Source organism: Nocardioides dubius, from assembly GCF_039528155.1.
Classification (GTDB): domain Bacteria; phylum Actinomycetota; class Actinomycetes; order Propionibacteriales; family Nocardioidaceae; genus Nocardioides; species Nocardioides dubius.
The window spans coordinates 249,802-273,533 of the sequence record NZ_BAAALG010000006.1; the positions used below are offsets into that span (position 1 = coordinate 249,802).

General features: G+C 72.9%; 20 protein-coding genes. 8 read left to right on the forward strand and 12 right to left on the reverse strand.

The window, feature by feature from the left end:
- Positions 1–41: 41 nt before the first annotated feature.
- From ABD151_RS08590 to ABD151_RS08615, 6 genes are all read right to left on the reverse strand, one after another.
- Positions 42–2,993 carry a helix-turn-helix transcriptional regulator gene (locus ABD151_RS08590; RefSeq protein WP_343993308.1) on the reverse strand — a complete coding sequence of 984 codons (2,952 nt, stop codon included), beginning with the start codon at positions 2,991–2,993 and terminating at the stop codon, positions 42–44.
- A 59-nt stretch (positions 2,994–3,052) separates the two neighbouring features.
- Positions 3,053–3,202 carry a hypothetical protein gene (locus ABD151_RS08595; RefSeq protein WP_343993310.1) on the reverse strand — a complete coding sequence of 50 codons (150 nt, stop codon included), beginning with the start codon at positions 3,200–3,202 and terminating at the stop codon, positions 3,053–3,055.
- Between the two features lie 119 nt (positions 3,203–3,321).
- Positions 3,322–4,467, reverse strand: coding sequence for an imidazolonepropionase (gene hutI, locus ABD151_RS08600; protein ID WP_343993312.1), 1,146 nt, complete (start codon positions 4,465–4,467; stop codon positions 3,322–3,324).
- The gene (locus ABD151_RS08605) at positions 4,464–5,762 is read right to left on the reverse strand and encodes a formimidoylglutamate deiminase (RefSeq protein ID WP_343993314.1); all 1,299 of its coding nucleotides are present in this window, start codon (positions 5,760–5,762) and stop codon (positions 4,464–4,466) included. Before ABD151_RS08605 ends, hutI begins: the two co-directional genes overlap by 4 nt.
- Positions 5,759–6,964: an allantoate amidohydrolase gene (locus tag ABD151_RS08610; RefSeq protein WP_343993316.1), complete on the reverse strand. Its 1,206-nt coding sequence runs from the start codon at positions 6,962–6,964 to the stop codon at positions 5,759–5,761. The genes ABD151_RS08605 and ABD151_RS08610 overlap by 4 nt, the downstream gene beginning before the upstream one ends.
- Before the next feature lie 108 nt (positions 6,965–7,072).
- Complete coding sequence (locus ABD151_RS08615; protein WP_343993318.1) at positions 7,073–7,681, reverse strand: nitroreductase family protein; 609 nt, start codon at positions 7,679–7,681, stop codon at positions 7,073–7,075.
- A gap of 134 nt (positions 7,682–7,815) precedes the next feature.
- On the opposite strand from ABD151_RS08615, the gene ABD151_RS08620 reads away from it, so the two are divergent.
- From ABD151_RS08620 to ABD151_RS08630, 3 genes are read left to right on the forward strand one after another with little or no spacing between them, the layout of a single operon-like run.
- The gene (locus ABD151_RS08620) at positions 7,816–8,673 is read left to right on the forward strand and encodes a hypothetical protein (RefSeq protein ID WP_343993320.1); all 858 of its coding nucleotides are present in this window, start codon (positions 7,816–7,818) and stop codon (positions 8,671–8,673) included.
- A 36-nt stretch (positions 8,674–8,709) separates the two neighbouring features.
- Complete coding sequence (locus tag ABD151_RS08625; protein ID WP_343993322.1) at positions 8,710–10,041, forward strand: M20/M25/M40 family metallo-hydrolase; 1,332 nt, start codon at positions 8,710–8,712, stop codon at positions 10,039–10,041.
- Positions 10,038–11,516, forward strand: coding sequence for an MFS transporter (locus ABD151_RS08630; RefSeq protein WP_343993324.1), 1,479 nt, complete (start codon positions 10,038–10,040; stop codon positions 11,514–11,516). The genes ABD151_RS08625 and ABD151_RS08630 overlap by 4 nt, the downstream gene beginning before the upstream one ends.
- Positions 11,517–11,544: 28 nt before the next feature.
- On the opposite strand, the gene ABD151_RS08635 is transcribed toward ABD151_RS08630, so the two are convergent.
- From ABD151_RS08635 to ABD151_RS08655, 5 genes are all read right to left on the reverse strand, one after another.
- The gene (locus ABD151_RS08635) at positions 11,545–13,197 is read right to left on the reverse strand and encodes a urocanate hydratase (protein ID WP_343993326.1); all 1,653 of its coding nucleotides are present in this window, start codon (positions 13,195–13,197) and stop codon (positions 11,545–11,547) included.
- Positions 13,194–14,741, reverse strand: a complete 1,548-nt coding sequence (gene hutH / locus ABD151_RS08640) for a histidine ammonia-lyase (RefSeq protein WP_343993328.1) — start codon at positions 14,739–14,741, stop codon at positions 13,194–13,196. Before hutH ends, ABD151_RS08635 begins: the two co-directional genes overlap by 4 nt.
- 83 nt (positions 14,742–14,824) lie before the next feature.
- Positions 14,825–15,742: a sulfite exporter TauE/SafE family protein gene (locus tag ABD151_RS08645; protein ID WP_343993330.1), complete on the reverse strand. Its 918-nt coding sequence runs from the start codon at positions 15,740–15,742 to the stop codon at positions 14,825–14,827.
- A 63-nt stretch (positions 15,743–15,805) separates the two neighbouring features.
- Positions 15,806–17,698 (reverse strand): FtsX-like permease family protein, encoded by a 1,893-nt coding sequence (locus ABD151_RS08650; RefSeq protein WP_343993332.1) that lies wholly within the window; start codon positions 17,696–17,698, stop codon positions 15,806–15,808.
- Complete coding sequence (locus ABD151_RS08655; protein ID WP_343993334.1) at positions 17,695–18,435, reverse strand: ABC transporter ATP-binding protein; 741 nt, start codon at positions 18,433–18,435, stop codon at positions 17,695–17,697. The genes ABD151_RS08650 and ABD151_RS08655 overlap by 4 nt, the downstream gene beginning before the upstream one ends.
- Positions 18,436–18,542: 107 nt before the next feature.
- Between ABD151_RS08655 and ABD151_RS08660 the strand changes: the two genes are divergently transcribed.
- Genes ABD151_RS08660 through ABD151_RS08670 form a run of 3 tightly spaced genes read left to right on the forward strand, consistent with a single transcriptional unit; the run spans position 18,543 to position 21,011 of the window.
- A complete protein-coding gene (locus tag ABD151_RS08660; protein WP_343993336.1) occupies positions 18,543–19,814 on the forward strand; it encodes a sensor histidine kinase in 1,272 nt (423 codons plus the stop codon).
- Positions 19,799–20,464, forward strand: a complete 666-nt coding sequence (locus tag ABD151_RS08665; protein ID WP_425571894.1) for a response regulator transcription factor — start codon at positions 19,799–19,801, stop codon at positions 20,462–20,464. The genes ABD151_RS08660 and ABD151_RS08665 overlap by 16 nt, the downstream gene beginning before the upstream one ends.
- 31 nt (positions 20,465–20,495) lie before the next feature.
- Positions 20,496–21,011, forward strand: a complete 516-nt coding sequence (locus tag ABD151_RS08670; RefSeq protein WP_343993338.1) for an ion channel — start codon at positions 20,496–20,498, stop codon at positions 21,009–21,011.
- On the opposite strand, the gene ABD151_RS08675 is transcribed toward ABD151_RS08670, so the two are convergent.
- Complete coding sequence (locus tag ABD151_RS08675; RefSeq protein ID WP_343993340.1) at positions 21,008–21,850, reverse strand: PhzF family phenazine biosynthesis protein; 843 nt, start codon at positions 21,848–21,850, stop codon at positions 21,008–21,010. The genes ABD151_RS08670 and ABD151_RS08675 overlap by 4 nt on opposite strands.
- Positions 21,851–21,908: 58 nt before the next feature.
- Here ABD151_RS08675 and ABD151_RS08680 point away from each other — a divergent pair, with 58 nt between their 5' ends.
- Together ABD151_RS08680 and ABD151_RS08685 are read left to right on the forward strand one after the other, a co-directional pair.
- Positions 21,909–22,394, forward strand: a complete 486-nt coding sequence (locus tag ABD151_RS08680) for a PGPGW domain-containing protein (protein ID WP_343993342.1) — start codon at positions 21,909–21,911, stop codon at positions 22,392–22,394.
- 125 nt (positions 22,395–22,519) lie between these two features.
- Positions 22,520–23,713, forward strand: a complete 1,194-nt coding sequence (locus ABD151_RS08685) for an MFS transporter (RefSeq protein WP_343993344.1) — start codon at positions 22,520–22,522, stop codon at positions 23,711–23,713.
- Positions 23,714–23,732 lie beyond the last annotated feature (19 nt).

Genomic DNA, 23,732 nt, shown 5'->3' on the forward strand with positions numbered 1-23,732 from the left:
CGCCACACACGGGCGCCGCACCCCAGCGCCAGGCGCCCGTGTCAGCGCAGCAGCCCCTCGCGCCGAGCGACCGCGGCAGCCTCGGTACGACCCGAGGCGCCCAGCTTGCCGAGGATGTTCGAGACGTGCACGCTCACGGTCTTCGTGCTGATGAACAGCTGCTTGCCGATCTCGCCGTTGGTGCGCCCCTGCGCCACCAGCTCCAGGATCTCGTGCTCGCGCGGCGTCAACGGCTCCAGTCGCTGCCGCTCCCCGGCGGGGCGTGCGCCGCGGCCCGCGGAAGGATCGAGCGTCCGGATCTGCCCCAGCAGGACGGCGGCCCCCAGGCTCTGCGCCACCGCGCGCGCCTCGTCGAGCAGGCACCGGGCCGCAGCCGAGTCCCCTGCGGCGCGCAGCACCTCCGCGGTGCGCACCCTGCTGGTCGCGGTCTCGAAGGGATGGCGGAGCAGTGCGAACGCCTCGACCGTCTCCTCCCAGGTGCGCCGCAGGGTCGCCAGGTCGGGGGCGTCGATGCCGGCCAGCCAACGAGCGCGCAGGGTCTCCGCCTCGAGGCGCTGTGCCCAGGCCTTGCCCTCCGGGCCCCAGAAGCCGCCCGACTCGACCTGGTGCTGCACGACCTTCAGCCCCACCTCGTGCAATCGCTCCACCTCGCCGAGCAACCGCTCGCGCTGCTCAGCCGTCTGCTCCCCCATGGTCGCGGCGACGGCGGCGACGGTCACCGCGCACAGCCGGACCCGTGCCTGGAACAGCTCGCCCCAGTTGGGTGCCAGCACCCGCAGCACCCGACGCTCCAGCTCCAGTGCCTCGTCCGGGGCATCGGCGTCACCGGCCTCGGTGATCTCGATCGGTGCCGCCACGATCGCGGCCATCCCCTCCTGGTGCCAGAACCGGTGCAGCCGCTTGAGCCGGGCGCGCTGCGGCACGCCGCGTGCGGAGAGCACCGCTGCCTGCCAGCCCACCAGCAGTGCCTCCGCCACCGGCGGCGGCGACTGTCCACCCATGTCGGTGAGCTCCAGCACCTGGTCCCAGTCGCCGCTGAGGTAGGCGACCTGCGCGTGCTGCAGGCGCGCGTCGAAGGCGTACGGCGCCCACGGGATGCCGTGCACCTGGGCACGTTGCGTGGCCCGGGTGAAGGCCGCGGCCGCCTCCTCGAAGAGGCCCCGGTCCTGATAGCCGCGCCCGAGCAGGAAGAGCGCGCGCAGCTCAGCCCCCACCGCCCCGGTGACGACGGCGCGCGCCACGCTCTCCTCCAGCGCGGCCGCCAGCTGCTCCATCGGGACCGTGCGGTCCAGGCCGACCAGGGTCGTGGTGGCATCCGATGCCGTCTTCGGCAGGTTGTGACTCTCGGCCAGCGCCAACGCCTCGGTCGCCACCTCACGGGCCTCACTCGGCATCCGGAAGGAGAAGATCCGCGCCGTCAGAGCCAGCAGCTTGGCCCGGTCCCGCGAGGGCTCCTCGGGGATCAGCGCCTGCCCGGCCCGCAGGTGCGCCAGCCAGTCGGTGTCGTTGTCGGTGAGCAGCGCCGAGTAGGCGAGCTGCAGGTGCAGCTGCGCCGCCAGCAGCGGGTCGACGTCATCGTCGAGCTGCTGCAGGTGCCGCTCGAGCAGGTGCTGGGCGCGGGTCGGGTTGCCGCTGTCGACCAGGGCGTCCGCGGTCTTCAGCACCAGCGCCGAGACGTCGACCTCTGCACGATGCCGCGGGTCGGCGGCGATCTCCAGGGCGTGCTCGAAGTGGTGCGCGGCCTCGTCGGGGCCGCCCACGGCCATCGCCTCCTCGCCGGCCCGCACGCTGGCGGTCAGCGCGGTCGGCAGGTCGAGCGCGGCCCGCGCGTGCCGGGCCAGCTCGGCCGCCGTGCCCGGTGCGACGCCACTGCTCAGCGCCTCGGCGTAGGCGGCGTGCAGCCGCACCCGCTCGCCGGGCAGCAGGTCGTCGTAGATCGCCTCCGCCAACAGCGCGTGCCGGAACGCGTAGCCGTGCCGGCCCGCGGTGACCACCACATGCGACTCGACCGCGGCCCGCAGGCCCTGGTCGAGCTGGGTGGCGTCCAGCCCGCTCGCCGCGGCCAGCAGCTCGTGGGAGACCCGCCGTCCGGCCACCGACATCACCCGGACCACCTGGCGCGCCTGGTCGTCGAGCCGGTCCAGGCGCACCAGCAGCAGGTCCGCCAGGTCGTCGGGCACGCCCTGGCCGGCGCCCGCCTTCGCGGCACCGACGAGCTCCTCGACGAAGAACGCGTTGCCCTCGGCCCGATCCACGATCCCGGCCAGGTCCGACTCGGTGATCGGCTCGGGGTGCAGCTCCAGGGCCATCTGCCGCACCGCGGCGTCGTCCAGCGGGTTCAGCTGCATCCGGCCCACGCCGGCGATCCGGGTCCAGGCCGCGACCTTCGCACGCAGCGGGTGACGCCGGTGCAGGTCCTCGCCGCGGTAGCTGACCACCATCGCCACCGGCTGGTGGAAGGGTCGCGAGCAGAAGAAGCTGATCAGGTCCCGGGTCGACGAGTCGGCCCAGTGCGCGTCCTCGATCACCACCAGCAGCGGGCGGACGGCGGCAGCTGCCTCGAAGAGCGCGTGCAGCGCCTCGAAGAGCTCGGCGCGATCCACACTGGCGCGCTCGTCGGCGTCGTCGGTCAGCACCCGCCGGCCCGGCTGCAACCGCACCAGGCCGGGGTGCAGGGCACCGATCCGGTCGACCACCTCGGGCACCGAGGTCGCCAGCCGGCCCAGCACCTCGGAGAACGGGAGATAGGGCAGCGCACTGTCACCGAAGTCGAGGCAGTGGCCGGCCGCGACCTGCCAGCCCTGCTCGAAGGCGCGGTCGCGCAGGGCGGTGAGCAGCCGGGTCTTGCCGACGCCGGCGTCGCCGGCCAGCAGCGCGATGTGGAACTCCCGACGCGCGACAGACCCCGGCTGGGTGATCGCCAGCATCGAGCTCAGCTCGTCGAGCTCGCGATCACGTCCGACCAGGGTCTGTTGGGGGCCAGCTGCTGCCACGCTCCCCATGATGCCGGTAATCGGTCCATCCGGCGCAGAGGGCTGCGTGGCGGCGAGGCTCAGTTCTCGCCTTCGAGCGGGAGCGGCCGGTTGATCGGCCGCGCGTAGCTCTCCTCGTTGCGCTTGCGACGCGAGATGCCCCAGGTGTTGCGGACCCGCTCGGCCCGGTAGGCGACCTCGGCGCGGGCCAGGTAGTCGTTGTGGCTCATGGCGTTTCTCCCATCTGTTCTTCGTCGATGAGATGACTCTGCGCCTCTGAGGTAGGCCCGCACATGGGGAGAGTGCCTTAGGCAGGGCTGCTGGGTGCCTCAGATGGGCGTGACGCCGCTCATACCGGGCGGCCCCGGCGCCAGGTCCCGGTGACCAGCGGCACTCCGGGCCGGTAGGCCAGGTGGATCGCGGAGGGCGCCGCGAGCACCGCGAAGTCGGCCACCGCACCGACGCGCAGGTGCCCGACGTCGTCGCGTGCCAGCGCCGCAGCCCCGGTCTCGGTGGCTGCACGCAGCGCCTCGGTCGGCGTCATCCGCATCTCCCGGACGGCGAGCGCGATGCACAGCGGCATCGAGGAGGTGAAGCTCGACCCGGGGTTGCAGTCGGTGGCCAGCGCCACCCGGACGCCGGCATCCAGCAGCCCGCGCGCATCCGGCCACGGGGAGCGGGTGGAGAACTCCACCCCCGGCAACAGGGTCGCGATGGTGCCCGAGCCGGCGAGCGCGTCCACGTCGGCCGGCGACAGGTAGGTGCAGTGGTCGACGGCCACCAGAGCGAGCTCACAGGCGAGCCGGACGCCGTCCCCGTGACCGAGCTGGTTGGCGTGCAGCCTCCCGGCCAGTCCGGCGGCGGCGCCGGCCGCCAGCACGGTTCGGGCCTGGTCGACGTCGAAGGCGCCCCGCTCGCAGAAGACGTCGATCCAGCGCGCATGCGGGGCCGCCGCGGCCAGCATCGGGCCGGTGACCAGTGCGACGTAGTCATCGGCATCGCTGCCCTCCGGCACCACGTGCGCGCCGAGGAAGGTGGTCTCGTCGGTGACCTGGCGGGCGATCGCCAGGGCGCGGGCCTCGTCGGCGACGGTGAGGCCGTAGCCGCTCTTGACCTCGACGGTGGTGGTGCCCTGCGCCTGCATCTCGGCGACCAGCCGTGCCAGGTTCGCGGCCAGCTGCTCGTCACTGGCGGCCCGGGTCGCCGCGACCGTGGAGCGGATCCCGCCGGCCTGATAGGGCTGACCGCTCATCCGCGCCGCGAACTCGGCGCTGCGGTCACCGGCGAACATCAGGTGCGCATGGGAGTCGCAGAACCCGGGGATCACGGCCGCCCCACCGACGTCGACCGCGGCGTCCGCGGCCGGCGCCTGCCGGGCCGGCCCGTGCCAGGCCACCCTGCCGTCGACCACCACCAGGGCGGCGTCGGTCTGCTGCGGGCGCTCCGGCTCCCAGGTGGTGAGCTCGGCGATCCCGGTGACCAGCAGGCTGCTCATGCCCAGGCCCTGATGATCGCGCGCTCCAGCCGCGGCCCCAGGTCGGCGCGCAGTGCCGGGACGTCGTGCCAGCGGCCGTCGACCATCACCGCGACCACGTCGGGCGATGCGGCGGTGAAGACCAGGCCGGCGACGCTGGCATCGGCGCCGGCGGTGCGCGGCGACTCCGGGTCGATGATCACCAGGTCGGCCCGCGCACCCACCGCGATCCGTCCTGCATCATCGAAGCCGAGACTCCCCTGACCGGTGCTGGTCGCGGCCGCCAGCAGCGCCGGCGGCTCCCACAGCCCGCGGCGCTGGGTGGCCAACCGCTCGTGGAGCTCGACACTGCGCATCTCCTCGAACAGGTCGATCACGGCCTGGCTGTCGGAGCCCAGGGTGAGCCTGGCCCCGGCGGCCGCGAGCTCGCAGCTCGGCCCGATCCCGTCGCCGAGGTCACGCTCGGTGGTGGGGCAGAAGCAGACGTAGGCGCGGGCCCGGCCGAGCATGCCGACGTCGTCGCTGGTCAGGTGCGTGCCGTGCACGGCGGTGGTGGCCGGGCCGAGTGCGCCGGCCGCAGCCAACGCCTCGGTGGGCGTCAGCCCCCACGCCACCAGGGTCTCGTCGTTCTCGGCGACCTGCTCACTGAGGTGGACGTGCAGTGGTCGGTCGCCGGCGGCGAGCGCGACCGTGGGCAGCTGGTCCCTGGGCACCGCGCGCACCGAGTGGATCGCGGCGCCCACCCGCGCGGTGTCCGTGCTCTGCAGCTCCGCGACGCGCAGTGCCCAGCCCTCGGCGTCGCCGTCGCTGAACCGGACCTGGACCCCTTCCGGCGGCCGGTCGATGCCGGCCGCGAGGTAGCAGGTGTCGAGCAGGGTGATCCGGATCCCGACCTCGGCCGCCGCCGCCAGCAGCGCCCGCCCCATCGCGTTGGGGTCGTCGTAGCGTCGCCCACCGGGGCCGTGGTGCAGGTAGTGGAACTCGCCGACCGAGGTCACCCCGGCGCAGAGCATCTCGGTGAAGGTGACCACCGCAAGGTCGTGGAGCCGGTCCGGGTCGAGGCGCTCCGCCAGCCGGTACATCTCCTCGCGCCAGCTCCAGAAGCTGCCGGTGCGCTGAGTGCGGCCGCGCAGGGCACGGTGGAAGGCATGGCTGTGGACGTTGGCGAAGCCCGGCATCGCCAGCCCGGGCAGCACCTGGGCCGTCGGATCGTCGGCGCCCGGCGTCACGCTGCTGAACCGGCCGTCGACGATCTCCACCAGCACGTCGTCGACGACCTCCTCCCCGAGCACGGCGCGTTCGAGGAGCAACCTCACCGGAGCACACCCGCCATGCCGAGCAGCGCATCGGCGAGCGCCTCGACGCCGAGCAGGGCGTCGGCTGTCTCGGCGAACTCCTCGGGAGCGTGCGAGACCCCGGTCGGGTTGCGCACGAAGAGCATGGCGGTCGGGATGCCTGCGGTGGCGAGGACTCCGGCGTCGTGGCCGGCCTGGGTGGCCAGGATCGGCAACCGTCCGCTGGGGCGGGCGGCGAGCCGCTGGGCGAGGTCGGGATCGAAGCGCACCAGCGGGCTCACCGACTCCGGCGTCATCGTCAGGGCGGTGCCGTCACGACCGGCCCGCTCGCTGCCCTGGCGCTCGACGGCGAGCACCAGGTCGGCCAGTGCCTCCTCGTTCGCGGCCCGGGCGTCCAGCCAGGCGGTGACCTTGCTCGGCACCGCGTTGGTGCTGCCCGGTGCGACGTCGACCCGGCCGAAGGTGGCCCGGTGCCCGCCCAGCCGCGCCTGCTTGTTGGCGGCCAGGGCCGTCATCGCGAACGTCAGCATCGGGTCGTGGCGATCCTCCATCGCCGTGGTGCCGGCGTGGTTGGCCTGGCCGGTGATCTCGAAGCGGTAGCGCCCGTGCGGCCAGATCCCGCTGGCCACGCCGACCGGCTGGTCGAGCTCGGCGAGCACCCGGCCCTGTTCGACGTGCAGCTCCACGAAGACGGCGACGTCGTCCAGCAGCCGGGACGGTGCCAGCCCCAGTCCGTGCTCGGCGAGGACGTCCGGCAACGGGATCCCGGCGCGGTCCCGCAGCTCGTTGGCGTGCGACTCGGCCAGCGCGCCGACCGCCCACCGCGAGCCGAGGCAGGGCAGGCCGAACCGGGAGCCCTCCTCCTCGACGAAGGCCGCAATCCCCAACGGGCGTTGGGGAGTCGCGCCGCGCGCACGGATCAGGTCGAGGGCGGCGAAGGCCGAGACCACGCCCAGCGGACCGTCGAACGCACCACCGTCCGGGACCGAGTCGAGGTGCGAGCCGGTCAGCACACCGCGGCCGGCAGAGCCCTCGGGGCGCCACCACGCGACGGCGTTGCCGATCGCGTCGTGCTCGATCTCCAGCCCACGCTCGACGGCTGCCTCGACGAACCAGGCCGACAGCTCTCGCTCGGCGGAGCCGAAGGCGTCGCGCCGGTATCCCCCAGTGGCGGCGGAGCGGCCGACCGGCGCCAGCTCCCTCCACATCTCCTCCCACGGCATGGGCACAGTCCACTCCGCCCCGACAGCGAGGTCAACCGGGAGGCTCCCGGCCCGGGTCTCGGATCTGAGACTTAACGCGATCGTTATCGGCCGTCGCCGGCACCCGACTCAGCTGCGGAAGTCGCCGCGATGGACGACCTCCTCGACGCTGCGCCGCGAGCGCCGCTTCGAGGAGCCGGGGACGCCGTCGCGCTCGGGCAGGTAGCCCACCGTGATCGCGCCGACCGGGGTGTAGCCGGCGGGCACCGAGAACTCGGCGCGGAACGCGTCGTGGCGCGTCGGCGGCACCCCGAAGAAGCAGGCGCCGACGCCCTCGTCGACCGCGGTCAGCAGGATCAGCAGCGACGCCATAGCGGTGTCGCAGTGCCAGTAGGGCACCGGCCACCGGGCCTCGTCGCGATCGGTCCAGCCCTTGTCAGGCTCGGCGTAGCGGTCGAGGTAGGCGTCCTTGTGCGAGAGCGGGACGATCACCGCCGGCGCCGTGCGCATCCCGTCGAGCCAGGGGTTGCTGGCCTCCGGGTCGGGCGAGGTCGCCTGCCAGAAGCGGGCCACGTCGTGGGGCGTGTCGAGGCGCAGGAAAGCCCAACCCTGGCTGAATCCCGCACTCGGCGAGCGGACCGCATGCTCCAGCATCCGATCCAGGACGGCCGGCTCCATCGGGCGGGGGTCGTAGGCACGGACCATCCGGCGGCGGCGAACGACGTCACGAAACTCCATGCCCTGATCATGCCGTGCCCGCCTGGGGCGCTTCCGGCCGGTGACGCCCGAGATGCCACCGGCCCCGAAGGCCTACAGGGACATGGGTTCCCGCAACCTGGGCATGGCAAACCCCTCTGGCCTAGGTTTTCCTTGTGATCCCCCGCCCCGCCACCTGGCTCCTCGCCCTCGTCACCTGTCTGGTGCTGCCCGTCGCCGTGGCCGCCACCTGGTTCAACACGGTCGCCAAGGACACCGACCGGTACGTCGAGACGGTCGCCCCGCTGGCCGACGACCCGGCCGTGACCACCGCCGCCGCGACCCGGCTCACCGCCGCCACGCTGCTCGCGATCGGTCCGCCGCTGGCGGATCGTCCCGCGGTGCGCACCAGCGTCCGGCGCGCGGTCGCCAGCGTGGTCGGCAGCAGCCAGTTCCCCCCGGTGTGGAGCAGGGCGAACGAGGTCGCCCACCGCCAGGTGGTGCGGATCATGGACGGCGACCGGATCGTGGCCGGCTCGCAGATGCAGGTCGACCTCGCCCCGTTGGCCGACGAGCTCACCGCGGCACTCGCCAGCGAGGGGCTCACCAGCCGGATCGACCTGGCCAGCCGCGACCTGACCATCGAGGTGGCCGGCACCGAGGAGCTGCAGCAGGCGCAGAGCGCATGGCGGCTGCTCGGCGTGGCCGGCTTCTGGCTCCCGGTCGCCTGGCTGCTGCTGGTCGCGATCACCCTGGTCACCGCGCGTCGCCGGCTCTCCGCGCTCGGCCTGCTCGCCGTCGGCTCGTTGCTGGGCCTGGCCGCCCTCTGGGCCGGATTGGCCGTGGCCCGCGAGCTCGTCGCCGACAACAGTGGCGAGCTGCCCGTCGCGGTCTGGGACGTGGTGCTGGAGGGCCTGCACCAGGCGATCCTGATCGGTGGGGCGGTGGCCGGCGTCGTCCTCCTGCTCCGGGTCGCGATCGGCCTCGGGCTCTCCCGCCAGCGCAGCCAGAAGGACGCCGCGACCGCGCTCTGACGCCCCGAAGCCGCGCGGCGGCAGTAGGGTCGGCCCATGTCAGGGTCATCCCACACCGACGCCGCCGTCGCGCGGCTGCAGGAGCTCGTGCGCATCCCGACGGTCTCGCACCGCGATCCGGCCCGGATCGACCGCCAAGCGTTCGACGACTTCCACACCGCCCTCGCCGACTGCTTCCCGCTCCTGCACCAGCATCTCGAGCGGATCGACATCCACGAGCATGCCGTGCTCTTCCGCTGGCCCGGCGCCTCCTCGGCACGCCCGGTGGTGCTGATGGCCCACATCGACGTGGTGCCGGTCGAGGGCACCTGGCAGCATCCGCCCTTCGGCGCCGAGATCGCCGACGGCGCGATCTGGGGTCGCGGCACCCTCGACGACAAGGGCTCCCTGGTCGCCATCTGCGAGGCCGTCGAACGCCTTCTCGCGGACGGCGTCACCCCGGCCCAGGACGTCTGGCTCTCCTTCGGCGCCGATGAGGAGGTCTCCGGCGACTCCGCACCGCTCGCCGTCGCCGAGCTGCGCAAGCGCGGCGTGACTCCCTGGTTCGTCCTCGACGAGGGCGGAGCGATCGCGCACCAGGCCTTCCCCGGGATCACCGCACCGATCGGCGTCGTCGGCGTCACCGAGAAGGGCGTCACCTCCCTGGAGCTGACCGCGCAGGGCCGCGGCGGCCATGCCAGCACGCCGGCGCGCAACGGACCGACCGCACGGATCGCCCGCGCCATCACCCGCCTGGACTCCGCGCCGATGCGCCCGCACCTGCCGCCGCCGACCCTGGAGCTGTTCCGCCGGATCGGCGCGCAGGCACCGGCGCCGCTGGGCGCGCTCTTCAGCCACGGCACCCGGCTGAGTCCGCTCTTCACTCGCGCCCTGATCGCGGCAGGCCCCGAGGCGGCCGCGCTGGTCCGCACCACGATCGCGGTGACCACCCTGTCGGGCTCCCCGGCGCTCAACGTGATCGCCGGCCAGGCCAGTGCCGGCGTCAACATCCGGGTGATGGTCGGCGACACCGTGGACGAGGCGATCGCCCATATCCGCAAGGCGATCGCCGACGACTCGATCGAGATCGCCGTCGTCGAGCGCAACGAGCCGTCGCCGGTCTCGCCGATGGACGACGCCTTCTCACTCATCGAGTCCACGATCACCGAGCAGTTCTCCGACGCCGTTCCCGCCCCGTACGTGATGATGGCGGCCACCGACTCCCGGTTCTTCACCGAGATCTGCGATCGGGTCTACCGCTTCACGCCGTTCCGGATGACCAAGCAACAGCGCGAGGCGATCCACTCCTACGACGAGCATCTCGGCGTGGACGCGTTCCTCGACGGGATCGCCTGGTACCGCCGCCTGCTGGAAGGACTGCCCGCATGAGCTCCCCGGCACGGCCCAGATCCGCCGCCCAGCAAGGCGTGCGCAGTCTGGCGACCATCGTCGGCTTCCTGGCCGCGGTCGAGGTGGCCAGCGGCGTGCTGCAGGGCTACTACACGCCGATCTACCCACAGATCGCCGACCATCTCTCGATCCACGAGGGCGACGTCAACTGGTTCGAGGCGGCCCAGCTGATCGTCAGTGCGCTCTGCGTGCCGATCCTGGCGCGGCTCGGCGACCTGATCGGGCACAAGCCCGTCCTGTTGCTGGCCACCGCCGCCACCGCGATCGGCTCCTGGATCCTGGTCTTCGCACCGAGCTTCACCACCTTCCTGATCGGTTGGGCGATCCAGGGCGCCTACGTGGTCTGGCTCCCCCTGGAGATCGCGATCATCCACCGGCGCACCCGCGACACCGGCCGCCAGCAGCTGCTGACCCGGCGCGGTGCCGCCGTCCTGGTCGGCGTGCTCGAGCTGGCGGTGATCGTCGGCGCGCTCGCCAGCGGCCTGCTGGTCGAGACCTGGAACATGAACCTGGTGCTGGCGATCCCGGCGATCGTGGTGACGGCCGTCCTGTTCCTGATCTGGGCCGGGGTCGAGCGCGCCCCGGGTGACGCCGTCGGCGGGATCGACTGGACCGGCTTCGCGCTGATCACCCTGGCGCTCGCTGGGGTGATGGGCGGCCTGGTCGTGGTCCGGGTACAGGGGCTGGACAGCGTGGTCGCCTGGCTGCTGGTGGTGCTCGGCCTGCTGATGCTCCTGCCCTTCGCCCGGCACTCGCTCACCCAGAGCGAGCCGCTGGTCGACGTCCGCCTGCTGGCCCGGCCCGGGCAGTGGCCGATCCAGACCACGGCCTTCCTCTTCGGCGTGCCCGTGCTCGGCGGGCAGATCCCGCTCTCCACCTTCGCGCAGGCCGACCCGGACCTCCGCGGCTACGGGCTCGGCGCGGACGCCGCCTTCGTCAGCACGCTGATCGGCGTCTACGTGATCACGCTGGCGATCGGCGCCTTCACCCTGCCGCTCACCACCCGCTGGTGGGGCGTGCGCAACGCGCTGCTGGTGGCCTGTCTGATGGTCGCGGCCGGGTACGCACTGTGGCTACCCTTCCACGACACGACCACCCAGGCGCTGACCAACATGGCGATCGCCGGCGTCGGCTCCGGCGCCCTGGTCGCCGCGCTGCCCGCTGCCGCCGCGGCCGCGGCACCGCCCGAGCGGACCGGCTTCGCCACCGGGATGACCAACGCCACCAAGACCGTCGGGGGCGCGATCGCCTCGGCGATCTTCGCGATCGCGCTGGTCGGGCCCGGCATCGAGGGCAGCGACGAGGCCACCGCACCGCTCTCCGGCTACCTCACCGTCTGGGCGGTCTGCTCGATCGCGGCACTGCTCGCGGCGGTCGCCCTCGCGCTGGCCCCGCGGCACGCCTTCGCCGGCACCGAGGAGATCGTGGACGACGCGCTGACGCCGCAGCCGTGAGGCCGCGCCGTCGGCCGCCGACAGCCGCTCAGCGCTCGCGCAGGATCGCCGCGTCCGCCGTCGGGTAGCCGGCGTCGCGGTGGCGCAGCACGCCCATCCCGGGATCGTTGGTGAGCACTCGCGCCAGCTTCTGTGCCGCCAGCTCGGTGCCGTCGGCGACGCAGACCTGACCCGCGTGCAGTGAGCGGCCCATCCCGACGCCACCGCCATGGTGGATCGAGACCCAGCTGGCACCGGAGGCGGTGTTGACCAGCGCGTTGAGCAGCGGCCAGTCGGCGATCGCATCCGAGCCGTCGGCCATCGCCTCGGTCTCCCGGTAGGGCGAGGCCACCGAGCCGCAGTCGAGGTGGTCGCGGCCGATCACGATCGGCGCCTTGAGCACGCCGTCGCGCACCATCTCGTTGAACTTCAGCCCGGCCAGGTGCCGCTCCCCCAGGCCCAGCCAGCAGATCCGGGCCGGCAGACCCTGGAACTCCACCCGCTCCTGCGCCATGGTGATCCACTTGTGCAGCCGCGCGTTGTCGGGGAAGAGCTCCAGCACCGCGGCGTCGGTGGCGGCGATGTCGGCCGGATCCCCGGAGAGCGCGACCCAGCGGAACGGGCCCTTGCCCTCGCAGAAGAGCGGACGGATGTAGGCGGGCACGAAGCCCGGGAAGTCGAAGGCCCGCTGGTAGCCGCCCTTGCGCGCCTCGTCGCGGATCGAGTTGCCGTAGTCGAACACCTCGGCACCGCGGTCGGCGAAGCCCACCATCGCCTCGACGTGGGCCGCCATCGAGGCGCGCGCCTGCTCGGTGAACCACTCCGGGTCACGCGCGGCGCTGGCCCGCCAGTCCGCGAACTCGACGCCGATCGGCAGGTAGGACAGCGGATCGTGGGCCGAGGTCTGGTCGGTGACGATGTCGATCGGGGCGCGGCGCGCCAGCAGCTCGGGCAGCACCTTGGCGGCGTTGCCCAGCACGCCGATGGAGAGCGGTCGGCGCTCGTCGCGTGCTGCGATCGCGAGCTCGAGGGCATGGTCCAGCGAGGTGGCCTGCACGTCGAGGTAGCGGTGCGCGATCCGTCGCTCGATCCGGGACTGGTCGACCTCGACGCAGATCGCGACCCCATCGTTCATGGTCACCGCGAGCGGCTGGGCACCGCCCATGCCGCCGAGTCCGGCGGTCAGGGTGATGGTGCCGGCCAAGGTGCCGTCGCCCTCGGGGCGCGAGGCCGAGATCTTGTCCGCGACGGCGGCGAAGGTCTCGAAGGTGCCCTGCAGGATGCCCTGGGTGCCGATGTAGATCCAGGAGCCGGCGGTCATCTGGCCGTACATCGTGAGCCCGGCCTCCTCGAGCCGCCGGAACTCCTCCCAGTTCGCCCAGTCGCCGACCAGGTTGGAGTTGGCGATCAGCACCCGCGGCGCCCACTCGTGGGTGCGCACCACGCCGACCGGCTTGCCCGACTGGACGAGCAGGGTCTCGTCGTCGGCCAGGTCGCTGAGCTCGGCGATCAGGGCGTCGTAGGCCTCCCAGCTGCGGGCGGCCTTGCCGGTGCCGCCGTAGACGACCAGCTCCTCGGGACGCTCCGCGACCTCCGGGTCCAGGTTGTTGCGCAGCATGCGCAGCGCGGCCTCGGTCTGCCACGAGCGGGCGGTCAGCTCGGTGCCGTGCGCGGCGTGGATCGGCAGGCGGGGGTTGCTCATGACAGTTCTCCGATCGCTTCGGTGACGGCACGCAGCACGGCGCCACTGCGGACCTGCTGATGGACCCGGTCGATCTCGGGGGCGAGGTGCCGGTCGCGACCGGGGCGGCCGGCGTCCACGGTGTCGAGGAGGGCGAGCACGGCGGCCGACGCGGGTGACGGCGTCAGCGGGGCGCGCAGGTGCAGCGCCCGGGTGGCTGCCAGCAGCTCGATGCTCAGCACCCGGCTGAGGCCGTCGACGGCCCGGCGCAGCTTGCGCCCGGCCGACCAGCCCATCGAGACGTGGTCCTCCTGCATGGCGCTGGAGGGGATCGAGTCGACCGAGGCCGGCACCGCGAGCCGCTTGAGCTCGCTGACGATCGAGGCCTGCGTGTACTGGGCGATCATCAGGCCCGAGTCGACGCCGGGGTCGTCGGCCAGGAACGGCGGCAGCCCGTGGTTACGGGCGACGTCGAGGAAGCGGTCGGTGCGCCGCTCCGCGATCGAGGCGACGTCGGCGGTCGCGATCGCCAGGAAGTCGAGCACGTAGCCGACGGGGGCGCCGTGGAAGTTGCCGTTGGACTCGACCCGGCCGGCCTCCGGGAGCACCACCGGGTTGTCGATCGCGCTGGCCAGCTCGCGCTCGGCGACGGCGAGGGCGTGGGCCACCGTGTCGCGTGCGGCACCGTGCACCTGGGGCGAGCAACGCAGCGAGTAGGCGTCCTGGACCCGGTTGCAGTCGGGGCCGCGGTGCGAGGCGACGACGCCGGAGTCGGCCAGCAGCCGGACCAGGTTGGCGGCGCTGGCCGCCTGGCCGGGGTGCGGGCGCAGTGCCTGCAGCTCGGCGGCGAAGACCCGGTCGGTGCCGAGCTGGGCCTCCACCGACATCGCGGCTGTGACGTCCGCGAGCCGGAGCAGCGCCTGCAGGTCGTGGATCGCCAGGGTCAGCATGGCCAGCATCCCGTCGGTGCCGTTGATCAGCGCCAGGCCCTCCTTGGCGGCCAGCTCGACGGGCTCCAGCCCGGCGGCGGCGAGCGCCTCGGCAGCGGGCTGACGGCGCCCGTCGGCGTCGCGGACCTCACCCTCGCCGAGCAGCGCGAGCGCGCAGTGGGCCAGCGGGGCGAGGTCGCCGGAGCAGCCCAGGGAGCCGTACTCGTGGACGATCGGGGTGATCCGGTTGCTGAGCAGGCCGGCCAGCAGCCGGGCCGTGGCCGGGCGGACGCCGGTGTGCCCGGTGGCCAGGGTGGAGAGCCGCAGCAGCATCAGTCCGCGGACCACCTCGTCCTCGACCTCGGGGCCGGAGCCGGCGGCGTGCGAGCGCACCAGCGAGCGCTGCAGCTGGGTGCGCATCTCGGGAGCGATGTGCCGGGTGGCGAGCGCCCCGAAGCCGGTGGAGATCCCGTAGGCCGGGGTGTCGGCGTCCGCGAGCCGTTCGACGACCTCGCGCGCCCGTTCGATCGCCGCCAGCGCGTCGTCCCCGAGCTCGACGGCCGCGCCGTCGCGGGCCACCGCGACCAGCTCCGCCACCGAGACCGCTGCGGTGCCTACCGTGATCGTTTCCCTCATGCCCCCAGCGTGCGCGCCGCGCTGCGCGTCGACCAGATCGGCACCTACCGAACCTGTCTCAAACCCGAGACCCGCCTCGGCGCTCAGGCGGGGGCGAGCTCGCCGTCAGCGTCGTCGGCGTTGGTCTCGGCAGCCTCGGCCTTGCGGGAGGCGATCTCCTGGCGGACGGCCCAGACGATGCCGGCGATCCAGGCCAGGAACAGCGCGCCGACGCTCCACCAGGTGATGGACTCCGAGACGCCGAAGGAGAGCAGCAGGGTGCGCGCGTTGGTGACGACGATCAGGCCACCGGCCGCGACGCCGAGCACGCGGGCCGGCAGGATCCGGACCAGCCAGGCGGCGATCGGCGCAGCCACCACGCCACCGGCGAGCAGCGCGACCACGATGCCCCAGTCGATGCCCGAGGACCCGAGCGCCAGCAGGAAGCCGAGCGATCCACCGACCGCGACGACGAACTCCGAGGTGTCGATCGAGCCGATCACCTTGCGCGGCTCGAGGCGGCCCGAGGAGAGCAGGGTGGTGGTGCCGACCGGGCCCCAGCCGCCGCCACCGATGGCGTCGAGCGCCCCACCGAAGAGACCCATCGGAGCCAGGAAGCCGGCAGTCGGCCGCCCCTTGAACTGCGGACGCCGGCCACCGAGCACCAGGAACCGCCAGATCACGTAGGCACCGAGTGCGAGCAGGATCAGCGCCACCCACGGCTTGGCCGAGTCACCGTCGATGTTGACCAGGAAGGTGGCGCCGGCGAAGGCTCCGACGAAGCCCGGAACGGCGAGGATGCCGACCGTGCGCCAGTCCACGTTGCCGAACTTGGCGTGCGAGATGCCGGAGACCAGGGAGGTGCCGATCTCCGAGAAGTGCACCGCGGCGGAGGCAGCCGCCGGCGCGATGCCTGCGGCGAGCAGGAGGGTGGAGGAGGTGACGCCGTAGGCCATTCCCAACGATCCGTCGATCAGCTGAGCCAGCAGGCCCACGAATCCGAGGACGATCAACTTGCGCACTGTCCGGGTCCTTCCACCACTGAAACACTGATAGGTTCCAATTATATAGTGGTTTAGTAAACATTAGAGTTTTGATTGACGCAAGTTGCCATCCTTCAGGCGGCCGGATCCTGCCAGCGCGGCCACCACCGCCACGCCTGCACAGGTCGCTGCGATCGCCCCGAAGGCCGTCCAGGGCATCGTCAGCGCGACGTCGTCGAGACCCGCCGTCATCGGCGCCCGCAGCAGCACTCCGGTCACTGCGGTGATCAGCGCACCCAATAACAAGGCGGCTCCGGCCACGATCAACGCCTCCAGCACGACCAGGCGCCGCACCTGCTGAGCACTCGCCCCGACCAGCCGGAACGTGGCGAACTCGCGACGTCGCTGCACGCTGCCCAGCAGCAGCGTGTTGGCGATCGCCAGCGCCGAGTAGACGCCGGTCGGTCCGAGCACCGCCCACAACCCGATCGTGTTCTGCGAGCGCAGCGCCTGGTCCTGCTCCTCGATCCAGGCGTCGCGTCCCTGCACCGCACCAGCCCCGTCCGGCCACCCCTCGCGGACGGCGGCAGCCGGCGTCGCGCTGTCCACGAACCAGGTGCCCGTCACCGTCGCACCGCGCGCCGCGTCCGCCTCACCGGAGAGCGCGAACTCGCCGATCAGGTTCGCCGCGTCCTCGTAGATCGCGACCACCTCCAGCCGCTCGACCTCACCGCCGGCGACGCGGACCGGCACCCGTTCCCCGACCCCGATCCCGTTGTCCCAGGCTGCGCTGCGGCTCACCGCGATCTCGCCGGAGCCGAGCTCCGCCAGCGTCCCCTCGCGCACCCCGATCCCGCGCAGCCGCGACGACACCTCGGGATCGATCACGTCGATCTCGGTGTCGTAGGCGTCGTCCGCGCCACCGACCTCGGCGGTGAGCAGCACCCGAGGATCGAGGGTGAGTCCGTCCACCTCGCGGAGCCGGGCCTCCTCACGCGGCGAGTCGGTGGTGACCACCAGCGGCGCCGCCAACCGCTGTCGGGTGATGCCCTCCTCCCAGTCGGCGGCGAAGGAGAGGGTGAGCACGACAGAGCCGGCGATCGCGGAGAGCGCAAGCACGGGCGCCGCCAGCGAGGTGGTCCGCCGGGCGCGCACCGCGACGTTCTCCCGCGCCACCGCCACCAGCGGGTCCGCGCGCCACGGGCGGGTCAGAGCCCTTGCCAGCAAGGGCAACAGCACCGGTCCGAGGCAGACCAAGGCGATCACCCAGACCTCCGGCACGAAGATCGCGAGCACCAGCGCCAGCAGCGGATCACCGGCGCGGATCAGCAGCAGCATCGCCACCCCCGCAGCCAGGAAGAACACCCCGCACAGCACGCGGACCACACCGACGGGGCGGCCGAGCTCGTCGGCCTCCCGCAGCGCCGCGGCCGGCACCGTGCGCGAGGCACGCCGCGCCGCACTGCGCGCGCCCAGCAGGGCCACGAGGACACCGATCCCGGCCGCCACCGAGAGCGGCAGGACCAGGGCCGGACCCGGCAGCCCGCCGGGCGCCAGACCCTTGTGCTCCAGGAGCCAGGTGGCCGCCGGGAAGGTGAGCACCGCCAGCGCACATCCGAGCGCCGAGGCGACGATGGCGACCACCAGCGTCTCGATCCGGATCATCCGGCGCACCTGGCGTGGCGTCGCCCCGACCAGGCGCAACAGCCCGAGCTCGCGCGCCCGCGCCGCCACCACGAAGCTGCTGGTGCTGGCGACCACGAAGATCGCCATGAACCCCGCGAACCCGGCCATCACCCCGAGCAGCGAGGTGGTGTCCTGCAGCGCGACCCGGACCTCCTCCTGCCCCGGGGACAGCCGCGACAGGTAGCGCTCGACCGAGGCCATCAGCAGGGCGACCAGTCCGATCAGCCAGACGCCGAGGCCGACGGCGGCGACACTGCCCAGGTGCCGGCTCCGGTCATGACGCGCGGACTGCACCGCAAGCCGGATCACACCGGCTCCAGGTGGTTCATCGCAGCGGCGATCCGGTCGGCGTCCGAGCGGGGCAGGGTGCCCACGATCTGTCCGTCGGCCAGGAAGAGCACCTGATCGGCGTAGGAGGCCGCCATCGGATCGTGGGTCACCATCACCACGGTGACGCCCTCCTCGTCGACGGTCCGGCGCAGCAGGTCGAGCACGCGCCGTCCGGTGGTCCGGTCCAGCGCGCCGGTCGGCTCGTCGGCGAAGAGCACCCGCGGGCGGGTCAGCATCGCGCGGGCCAGGGCCACCCGTTGCTGCTGGCCGCCCGACAGCTCCCCCGGACGGCGACGGGCCTGGTCGGCGAGCCCGACCCGCGCCAACGCCTCCCGCACCTGCGAGCGCGCGGGCCGGCGTCCGGCCAGACGCAGTGGCAGCGCCACGTTGTCGGCAGCGCTGAGGCCCGGCAACAGGTTGTAGGCCTGGAAGACGAAGCCCACCTGATCGCGTCTGAGCACGGTGCGCGCCTTCTCGTCCAGCGCGGCGAGCGCCTGCCCGGCCAGCCAGACCTGGCCGCCGTTCGGGATGTCGAGGCCGGCAGCGCACTGCAAGAGCGTCGACTTGCCGGAACCCGAGGGCCCCATCACCGCAGTGAAGGTGCCGGCTCCGAACACGTGGCTGACGCCACGCAGCGCATCCACGCGCCCTTCCCCGCTGCCGTGGTGTCGCGCCAGCTCGTGCAGCACCACCGGCGCCTGGTCGTTGATCGTCATGCCTCGAGCCAACCGCGCCCGGCGCTCCCGCACCCTGGCCCACGCGCCCGATCAGAGGTAGCGCACGCGCTACCCCGACAGCCCGATTCCCCGCCTAGGGTGGCGGCGTGGAACTCGATGACGCCTGGGGTGCGCTGCGCCGTGGTCCGTTGCGGATGGCGCGGACCACCTGGGCGGTGCGCGCCTGGTGGTACCTGGTGGGCAGCAGCCTGATCGGGCTGCTTGCGCTGCTCGTCGCACTCACCCTGCTCGCGCTCGGCATGCTGACGGCGCCGGTGCTGGTCGGCATCCCCCTCCTGTTCGCGCTGCCCCTGGTGGCCGTGGCCGTCGCCCACCGCGAGCGTCGTCGCCTTCGCCTGCTCCAGCCAGGCCACGAGACTCCTGCCGATCCACGCGCCCTGCCGGCGAGCCCCCGGGCGTGGTGGCGCGATCGCGGCGCCTACCGCCCGACCGCACGCGAGGTCGGCTTCACCGTGCTGCTGGCCACCTTCGGCTGGCTGGTCGACCTGATCGTCGCCGCCAACCTGGCGGTCGTGCTCGGCGCCTCGCTGGCCTCCCCCGTGCTCGCGCACTACGACTCCGTGGTGGTGCTCGGACCCTGGGAGCTCACCAGCGCCGCCGAGGCTCTGCCGTTCGCGCTGATCGCCGTTCCGGTGACGTGGGTGCTCGGCGGCTACCTGCTCACCGCCCTGGCGGCAGCGCAGGCATCGCTGACCCGGCTCCTGCTCACCACCTCCGAGCAGGAGCTGGCCCGCCGGGTCGGCGAGCTGCGCGCCTCACGCCTGGAGCTGGTCGACGCGTTCGAGGTGGAGCGCAAGCGGATCGAGCGGGATCTGCACGACGGCGTCCAGCAACGCCTGGTGGCCCTGTCGATGACCCTCGGCCAGGCCGAGCTCGACATCGACGACGGCCCCGGCGCGGAGACCGTGCAACGTGCCCAGGAGCAGGTCCGCGAGGCACTGGCGGAGCTGCGCACGACGATCCGCGGCATCCACCCACGGGTGCTGATCGACCTGGGCCTTGAGGCGGCCGTGCGGGAGATCGCCGACCGGATGCCGACCCCGTCGAGCGTGCACCTCGACGTCCCCCGCAGCACCCCCGCAGCAGAGGCCGCCGGCTACTTCGTGGTCAGCGAGGCGCTGACCAACGTGGTGCGGCACTCCGGTGCCCGCCAGGTCGAGATCACCGGCGCAGCCGGGGCCGGCACCTTGAGCCTGATCGTGCGCGACGACGGCGTCGGCGGCGCGGATCCCCGCCACGGCAGCGGATTGGTCGGGTTGCAGCACCGGCTGGACGCGCTCGGCGGCACCCTGGAGATCGCCAGCCCGCACGGCGGCCCGACCGAGGTGAGGATGCGATGCCCGTGGCCCGCACCGTGAGCGCTCCGTTGCGGATCGTCGTCGCCGAGGACTTCGCGCTGTTGCGCGAGGGCCTGGTCGGCATCCTCGAACGCGCCGGGCACACCGTGCTCGCGGCGGTCGACACCGCCGAGGGCCTGCTGGCCTTCGTCCGCCACGACCCGCCCGACGTGGTGATCACCGACGTCCGGATGCCGCCGGGGCACTCCGACGAGGGCCTGCGCGCGGCCGCCGCGATCCGCGCCGCCCACCCGGACGTCGCGATCCTGGTGCTGAGCCAGTACGTCGCCGACGCCTACCTCGATGCCCTGCTGGAGGCCGAGGGCCCCGGCGGCACCGGCTATCTGCTCAAGGAGCGGGTGGGACACGTCCGCGAGTTCCTCGACTCCTTGGACCGGGTCGCCCGGGGCGGCCTGGTGGTCGACCCGGACGTGGTGCGCCAACTGCTCACCCGCCGCCGCGACGCCGGCCCGTTGGCCGCCTTGACCGAGCGCGAGCGCGAGGTGCTCTCCTTGATGGCGGAGGGCCGCACCAACTCCTCGATCGCCGAGGCACTGGTGGTCAGCGAGGCGGCGGTGCGCAAGCACGTCGGCAACATCTTCGCCAAGCTCGACCTCGCGCCGGACAGTGACCGCCGGGTCTCGGCGGTGCTGGCCTGGCTACGCGGCTGACCGAGACCGGAGGCACGTGTCAGAATCCGCTATGGCATCCGACAGACTCGGACTCCGACACTCCTGGCTCGCCGCCGGGTTCAACCTGGTCGCCGTCCTGGTGCTGTACTTCGCGCTCCCGGTCCAGAGCGGCCAGGGCGCGGTGCGGATGCTGGCGAACCTGGCGCTGACCTGCATCGCGGTCGCCGCCGTCGCCTTCGTGCTCTTCCGGGAGACGGCGCGCACCGACGTCGAGACCTCGCTGAGCGTGCTCAATCTCGTGCTGCTGCTGGAGATCGTGCTGATCGCGTTCTCGTTCATCTACTTCGCCCTGGCCAGCAACAACGATCAGTTCGACGGCATCGAGACCCGGCTCGACGCGCTCTACTTCACCCTGACCACGACCACGACCACCGGCTACGGCGACGTGCACCCCACCGGGCAGACGGCGAAGGCCGTGGTCTCCGCGCACATGGCCTTCAACCTGGTCTTCATCGCCGCCATCGGCGCCGCCCTGCGCCGCAGCTTCCACGGCCGCAGGGGCGACACCACCCAGGACGCGTCCTAGTCGAGCACGACCTCACCGCTGATCAGGGTGCGGCAGTCGCCGCCCACCCAGATCACGCCGTCTGCGGCGGTGTTGATCCGGACCCGGCCGTCACGCCCCAACACGGTGCCCTGGCGCACCAGATAGGACGGCGGCAGCTCGCCGCTGCGGGTCAGCCAGACCGCGAAGCCGGCATTGAGGCTGCCGGTCACCGGGTCCTCGAACGAGCCCAGCCCCGGGTAGAGCGCGCGCACCTCGAAGTCCGCCGGACCGCCGTCGGGATGGGGCCCGATCATGCCGACCTTGTGATCGCCGAGCGCTGCCGCGTCGGGAGCGACCCCGAGCACGTCGTCGGCGCTGCGCAGGCGTAGCCCGATCCAGCCGGGTCCGTTGTCCACCCAATTCGCGTCGACCACCTGCTCGGCACGCAGCCCGAGCGCCCCACGCACCTCGGCCAGCACCTGGGCCTCGACCGGCCCGGAGCGCAGCAGCTCGGGAGCCGCGAACGCCCACGCCTCACCGGTACGGCGCAACTCGACCAGCCCGATCCCGCACTCCTGCACCAGCACGCCGTCGACCGCCGGGACGCCACCCTCCTCCAGCCAGGCGTGCGCACTGCCCAGGGTGGGATGCCCGGCGAAGGGCAGCTCGCCGCTGGGCGTGAAGATCCGCAGCCGATAGTCGGCACCGGGCGCGGTCGGTGCGAGCAGGAAGGTGGTCTCCGAGAGGTTGGTCCACCGGGCGAAGGCGGCCATCTGCTCGTCGGAGAGACCCTCCGCATCGTGGACGACGGCGACCGGGTTCCCGGTCAGTGGTGCGGGCGCGAAGACGTCCACCTGGCGGAAGCGACGTGCGGTCATGCCCCCATCCTGCCCGGATGGGGGAAGTCCGCGAGGAACGGTCTGCCAGAGTAAGGGCATGATCGCCGCCACCAAGCGCATTGCACTGGAGATCCTCGGCTGGCTTCTGGTGCTGGCCGGCATCGCCGCCCTGGTCCTGCCCGGACCCGGCCTGCTGATGCTCTTCGGCGGCCTGGCGATCCTCTCCCAGCAGTACGAGTGGGCCGAGCGGCGCCTCGACCCGATCAAGTTCCGGGCGCTGCGCGGCGCCGCCGAGGGCGTCGAGACCTGGCCCCGGATCATCCTGTCCTCCACGGGCGCGCTAGCGCTGATCGCCTGCGGCGTGGTGTGGATCGTCCGCCCGGACATGCCGGGCTGGTGGTGGTTCTCCGAGACCTGGTGGCTGCCGGGAGGCCTGGCGACCGGAGTCACCCAGATCGCCTCCGGGCTGGTCGCGATCGCGTTGATCGTCTACTCCTACCGCCGCTTCCACGGCAAGCCGGAGGCGGTGGAGGCGCTCTCGGCGGAGATCGAGCGGGCGGACGAGGTCTTCCACGACGACTGACCGCTCATCGCAGCATCCTGCGCCGGCGATAAGGCACTCGCTCCGGCATGCCCTCCCGCAGAACAGTTTGTCCATAATATAAGACTGATCATCTCAAAAGATGAACAGAGTGGTTCACTGGTGCCATGAGCACCAGTGCGCCCTCCCCCGCGCGCCGCTGGTCGATCCTGATCGCGGGCACCGTCGCGCAGACCACCTCCGCCTTCACGATCCACGGCGCCCCGTTCCTGATCCCCGCGCTCCGGCACGAGGGGATGAGCCTGACCACCGCCGCCTCGGTGGCGGCCGCGCCCATCCTCGGCGTGATGGTCGCGCTGATCCTCTGGGGCCTGCTCACCGACCGGCGCGGCGAGCGCTTCGTGCTGATCGCGGGCCTGGCCACCACCGCGCTGGCCGGCGCGGCCGCCGTCGCAGCCCGCGCACTTGCGCCACAGGTGCCGATCGCGCTGGCCGCCGCGCTCTTCGTCGCCGGGGCCTGTGCCGCCAGCACTGCCGCCGCCAGCGGCCGGGTCGCGGTCGGCTGGTTCCCGCCCGATCAGCGTGGGCTGGCGATGGGCATCCGGCAGACGTCGCAGCCGTTGGGCGTCGGGCTGGCGGCCATCTCCCTGGCCGTGACCGCTCAGCACTGGGGCGTCGCCTGGGCGCTGACCGTGCCGGCGATCGCCTCCCTGGTGGCGCTGGCCCTGGTGGTGGCCGTGGTGATCGACCCGCCGCGGACGGCGGCAGCCGCCCACGACGCCGTCAACCCCTACCGAGGCGACAGCTACCTGAGCCGCGTGCACCAGGTCGCCGTGCTGCTGGTGGTGCCGCAGTTCCTGGTGTGGACCTTCGCGCTGGTCTGGCTGGTCGAGGAGCGAGGCTGGTCACCGGGCGCGGCCGGCACCCTGGTCGCCGTCACCCAGGTGGCGGGCGCGATCACCCGGATCGCCGCCGGGCACCTGTCGGACCGGGTGGGCAGCCGGATGCTGCCGACCCGCTGGATCGCGATCGCCGGGGTGACGATCCTGCTGCTGCTGGGCGTCACCACCGGTCTGGACCGGAGCGTCGCCGTCATCGTGCTGCTGCTGGCCTCGATGGTCACCGTCGCCGACAACGGCCTGGCCTTCGCGGCCGTCGCCGAACGGGCCGGCCCGTACTGGTCGGGACGCTCCATGGGCCTGCACAACACCGCCCAGTTCCTGGCCGCCTCGGCGGTCCCGCCCGCAGCCGGAGTGGCGATCACGCACCTGGGCTTCGCCACCGTCTTCGCGGCGTCCGCAGCGTTCCCGGCCCTCGCCCTGGCGCTGGTCCCCGTGCGCGGCGAGCGCCCGCTGACGTAGCAACGGCGCGGCGCCGGCC

Bases quoted from the DNA above. Each gene is read 5' to 3' on its own strand.
- ABD151_RS08595 (WP_343993310.1), bottom strand. From the start codon at position 3,202: ATGAGCCACAACGACTACCTGGCCCGCGCCGAGGTCGCCTACCGGGCC.
- hutI (WP_343993312.1), bottom strand. From the start codon at position 4,467: ATGAGCAGCCTGCTGGTCACCGGGATCGCCGAGCTCACCACCTGGGAG.
- ABD151_RS08610 (WP_343993316.1), bottom strand. From the start codon at position 6,964: ATGCCGTGGGAGGAGATGTGGAGGGAGCTGGCGCCGGTCGGCCGCTCC.
- ABD151_RS08615 (WP_343993318.1), bottom strand. From the start codon at position 7,681: ATGGAGTTTCGTGACGTCGTTCGCCGCCGCCGGATGGTCCGTGCCTAC.
- ABD151_RS08625 (WP_343993322.1), top strand. From the start codon at position 8,710: ATGTCAGGGTCATCCCACACCGACGCCGCCGTCGCGCGGCTGCAGGAG.
- ABD151_RS08630 (WP_343993324.1), top strand. From the start codon at position 10,038: ATGAGCTCCCCGGCACGGCCCAGATCCGCCGCCCAGCAAGGCGTGCGC.
- ABD151_RS08635 (WP_343993326.1), bottom strand. From the start codon at position 13,197: ATGAGCAACCCCCGCCTGCCGATCCACGCCGCGCACGGCACCGAGCTG.
- hutH (WP_343993328.1), bottom strand. From the start codon at position 14,741: ATGAGGGAAACGATCACGGTAGGCACCGCAGCGGTCTCGGTGGCGGAG.
- ABD151_RS08655 (WP_343993334.1), bottom strand. From the start codon at position 18,435: ATGACGATCAACGACCAGGCGCCGGTGGTGCTGCACGAGCTGGCGCGA.
- ABD151_RS08670 (WP_343993338.1), top strand. From the start codon at position 20,496: ATGGCATCCGACAGACTCGGACTCCGACACTCCTGGCTCGCCGCCGGG.
- ABD151_RS08675 (WP_343993340.1), bottom strand. From the start codon at position 21,850: ATGACCGCACGTCGCTTCCGCCAGGTGGACGTCTTCGCGCCCGCACCA.
- ABD151_RS08680 (WP_343993342.1), top strand. From the start codon at position 21,909: ATGATCGCCGCCACCAAGCGCATTGCACTGGAGATCCTCGGCTGGCTT.
- ABD151_RS08685 (WP_343993344.1), top strand. From the start codon at position 22,520: ATGAGCACCAGTGCGCCCTCCCCCGCGCGCCGCTGGTCGATCCTGATC.